Source organism: Streptomyces hilarionis, assembly GCF_024539675.1.
GTDB lineage: Bacteria > Actinomycetota > Actinomycetes > Streptomycetales > Streptomycetaceae > Streptomyces > Streptomyces hilarionis.
The window spans coordinates 1-4,252 of record NZ_JAHHIT010000301.1; the positions used below are offsets into that span (position 1 = coordinate 1).

A 4,252-nucleotide genomic window follows, 5' to 3' on the forward strand; every position below is an offset into this window, starting at 1 on the left:
GCCCCGACCCCCGTGGGCCGCCCCCCGATATCCCGCACGCCATGTCTCCGTAACCGTCGGTTAAGACGACCTTGCGAGGCTCGGTGAATGAAGCCCGCCGTGCCCGAGCCTTCGCCGCCTCCCGAGGGAATCCAGCCCCACGGAGGCTCCCCCGCGATCCCGCCCGCACGTTCCGACGCGCCTGTCTCGCTGTTCGCGCGGAAGAATGGGTACATGAGCCAGTCAGACACCCAGGCCGAGGTCCAGCACGCGCAGCCCTCCGTGGGCTCCATAGCCGCGCACCGCCCGCACACCGTGGCTGCCGTCGTCTCCGATCTGGAGCCCGACATCGACGCCGACCTCGACACCTACGAGGAGGCGCCCTACGACGGGCCCGAGCTCCCGCAGGGTCGTTTCCTCGACCGCGAACGCAGCTGGCTCGCGTTCAACGAACGCGTCCTGGAACTCGCCGAGGACCCGGACACGCCCCTCCTGGAGCGGGCCAACTTCCTCGCGATCTTCGCCAGCAACCTGGACGAGTTCTTCATGGTCCGGGTGGCCGGACTGAAGCGCCGCATCGCCACCGGCGTCGCCACCCGCTCCGCCTCCGGCCTCCAGCCGCGCGAGGTGCTGGAGATGATCTGGGCCCGCTCCCGCGAGCTCATGGCCCGGCACGCCGCGACCTACCACGAGGACATCGCCCCCGCCCTCGCGGAGGAGGGCATCCACCTGGTCCGCTGGAGCGAGCTCACGGAGAAGGAGCAGGCGCGCCTGTTCACCCTCTTCCGGCACCAGATCTTCCCGGTCCTGACGCCCCTCGCCGTCGACCCCGCGCACCCCTTCCCGTACATCTCGGGTCTCTCGCTGAACCTCGCGGTCGTCGTGCGCAACCCGGTCAGCGGCCACCGGCACTTCGCGCGCGTCAAGGTGCCGCCGCTGCTGTCCCGCTTCCTGGAGAGCTCCCCCGGCCGCTACGTCCCCATCGAGGACGTCATCGGCGCCCACCTGGAGGAGCTCTTCCCGGGCATGGAGGTCCTGGAGCACCACGCCTTCCGGCTCACCCGCAACGAGGACCTCGAGGTCGAGGAGGACGACGCCGAGAACCTCCTCCAGGCCCTGGAGAAGGAGCTCATGCGGCGCCGCTTCGGGCCGCCGGTGCGCCTGGAGGTCGAGGAGTCCATCGACCGCGAGGTGCTCGACCTGCTGGTGCGCGAGCTGAAGATCAGCGAGGCCGAGGTCTACCCGCTGCCCGGCCCGCTCGACCTCACCGGCCTCTTCCGCATCCACGGTCTCGACCGGCCCGAGCTGAAGTACAAGAAGTTCATCGCCGGCACGCACCGCGACCTGGCCGAGGTCGAGTCGGCGTCCCCGCCGGACATCTTCGCCGCCCTGCGCAGCCGCGACGTCCTCCTGCACCACCCGTACGACTCCTTCTCGACGTCGGTGCAGGCGTTCCTGGAGCAGGCGGCGGCGGACCCGGACGTCCTCGCGATCAAGCAGACGCTGTACCGCACCTCGGGCGACTCGCCCATAGTCGACGCCCTCATCGAGGCCGCCGAGTCCGGCAAGCAGGTCCTCGTCCTGGTCGAGATCAAGGCCCGGTTCGACGAGCACGCCAACATCAAGTGGGCGCGCAAGCTGGAAGAGGCCGGCTGCCACGTCGTCTACGGCCTCGTCGGCCTGAAGACGCACTGCAAGCTGTCGCTCGTGGTCCGCCAGGAGGGCGACACGCTGCGGCGCTACTGCCACGTCGGCACCGGCAACTACCACCCGAAGACCGCCCGGCTCTACGAGGACCTCGGTCTGCTCACCGCCGACCCGCAGGTCGGCGCGGACCTCTCCGACCTGTTCAACCGGCTCTCCGGCTACTCCCGCCGGGAGACCTACCGCCGCCTCCTGGTCGCCCCCAAGTCGCTGCGCGACGGACTGATCTCGCGCATCGACAAGGAGATCCAGCACCACCGTGCGGGACGGCCGGCGCATGTGCGCATCAAGGTGAACTCGATCGTCGACGAGGCCCTCATCGACTCCCTCTACCGGGCGTCGCAGGCCGGCGTGCCGGTCGACGTGTGGGTGCGCGGGATCTGCGCGGTGCGCCCGGGCGTGCCCGGCCTGTCGGACAACATCCGGGTCCGCTCCATCCTCGGCCGCTTCCTGGAGCACTCCCGGGTCTTCGGCTTCGGCAACGGCGGCGAGCCCGAGGTGTGGATCGGCAGCGCCGACATGATGCACCGCAACCTCGACCGCCGGATCGAGGCCCTGGTCAGGGTCACCGACCCGGGCCACCGCGCGTCCCTGAACCGGCTGCTGGAGACCGGCATGTCCGACGGCACCGCCTCGTGGCACCTGGGCCCGGACGGCGAATGGACCCGGCACTCGACCGACGCGGACGGCGGCCCCCTGCGCAACGTCCAGGAGATGCTCATAGACGCCCGGAGGCGCCGGCGTGGCACAGCGACACCATGACCTGACCGACCCCGCGGCCGGGCCCACGACGACGGGGGACGTCCTCGCCGGCTACCTCCGGGCCCAGGCCACGGAGTTCCTCCGCGCGCTGCGCCTGCACCGGGAGTCGGGGGGCGGCGCGTCGCACGGCTCGGCGCACGCGGGCGCCCCCGCCGGCCGGGCGCACCCACGCGCGGGGGACGCCGGCCACGCGGGCGGGCCGCCCCAGGACCGGGTGGACGCGGTGCGCGCCCTGCGCCGCTCGGCCCGCCGCATCAACGGCAGCCTGCACACCTTCCGCCCCCTCCTCGACCCCGAGTGGGCGGAGGACATCCGGCCCGAACTGGCCTGGCTGTCGGGCACGCTGGCGCTGGAGCAGGCGTACGGGGCCCGGCTGGAGCGGCTGCTGCTGGCGCTGAACCGGCTGTCGGGCTCGGCCCCCACGCCGCCCCCCGCACAGCCATCGCCCTCCGCGACGACACCCCCGGCCGCGCCCACCCCGGCACCGGTATCGGCACAGGTATCGGCACCGGTACCGGTATCGGTGGCGGCGGGGACGGCGACCACGCCCGTACCGATCCAGACGCAGGCACAGGCCCAAACGCAGGCACAGCCACAGGCCCAGGCCCAAGGCCAGGCCCAGGCATCGCGGCAGACGGCCGGAGCGGCCGGGCGGACGGCGGGCGGCGGCCGTGCCGAGGCCCCCGCGGTCGCCCCGGACCGCGGCAACCTCACCGTGGGCGCGGCGAAGGCGGGCGCCCTGCTGGACCGTCAGCTCACCCTCGCCCGCACCCGAGCCCACTCCACCGCGTTGCAGGTCCTCGGCTCCTCCCGCTTCCACGCCGTCGCGGACAAGGTCGCCGTCCTCGCCAGCGAGGTCCCCCTCACGCCCGCCGCCCGGACGACCGACCTGCGTCCCCTGGCACAGGCGGCGCAGGAGCGTCTCGCCGACGCGGTCGCCGCGCTTCCGCTCCTCACCGCGGGCAGCCCGTACAACGCCGAGGCCCTGATCCACGGCCTCTCCCCGGACCCGGCCCCGCACCCGCAGGACGCGCCCTGGCACCAGGTCCGCCTGCTCCTGCGACTGCACCGGTACGCCTGCGAGGTCGTCCACCCGGGCGACGCCCCCCTGGACGTGCGGCTGCTCGCCGCGGGCCAGGCCCTCGACCGGCACCGCGACGCCTCGGAGGCGGCGTCGGCCGCGGCCCAGGCGGCCCGCACCCCCCGGATCGCCCCCGCGACCGCGTACGCGCTCGGCGTGCTCCACGCCGACCAGCGCCACGAAGTGGAGGCGGCACGGTATGCGTTCCAGCGGTCGTGGCAGAAGCAGACCATCGGCACACCCTGAGCGGACGGGCGGTGAGGACCGGATGAGCACGGCGGGAAACCCCGAGGACGACGGCGTCGTCCGGGCTGCGGGCTGTGTGCTGTGGCGCCTTTCCCCGGGGGACGCCACGCTGGAGGTGTGTCTCGTACACCGTCCCAAGTACGACGACTGGTCGCACCCCAAGGGCAAGCTGAAACGCGGCGAGGACCCGCTCGCCGGCGCCCTGCGCGAGGTCGAGGAGGAGACGGGCCACCGTGCCGTCCCCGGCGCGCGCCTGCCCACGTCCGAGTACGAGGCGAACGGCCGGCCCAAGGAGGTCCGCTACTGGGCCGCCGAAGCCGTCTCGGGCGCCTTCGCCCCGAACGACGAGGTCGACCGCCTCCTCTGGCTGCCCCCGTCGGCCGCCCGCGACCGGCTCACCCAGCCGAGGGACCGTCACCTCCTGGACGCCCTGCTGCACGTCCTGCACCTGGCCTGACGCCCCCGCCCCCGCCCCGGAAG

3 protein-coding genes are annotated in these 4,252 nt (G+C 73.4%); all 3 read left to right on the forward strand.

What is annotated here, in order from left to right:
• Nucleotides 1–213 precede the first annotated feature (213 nt).
• The 3 genes from KMS84_RS37995 to KMS84_RS38005 are packed head-to-tail and all read left to right on the forward strand — an operon-like array spanning nt 214 to nt 4,229.
• On the forward strand, nt 214–2,445 hold the full coding sequence (locus KMS84_RS37995) for an RNA degradosome polyphosphate kinase (protein ID WP_438819033.1): 2,232 nt from the start codon (nt 214–216) through the stop codon (nt 2,443–2,445).
• Nucleotides 2,426–3,772, forward strand: a complete 1,347-nt coding sequence (locus KMS84_RS38000) for a CHAD domain-containing protein (RefSeq protein WP_256921119.1) — start codon at nt 2,426–2,428, stop codon at nt 3,770–3,772. Before KMS84_RS37995 ends, KMS84_RS38000 begins: the two co-directional genes overlap by 20 nt.
• Before the next feature lie 22 nt (nt 3,773–3,794).
• Nucleotides 3,795–4,229: an NUDIX hydrolase gene (locus KMS84_RS38005; protein ID WP_256921120.1), complete on the forward strand. Its 435-nt coding sequence runs from the start codon at nt 3,795–3,797 to the stop codon at nt 4,227–4,229.
• Nucleotides 4,230–4,252: the final 23 nt, after the last annotated feature.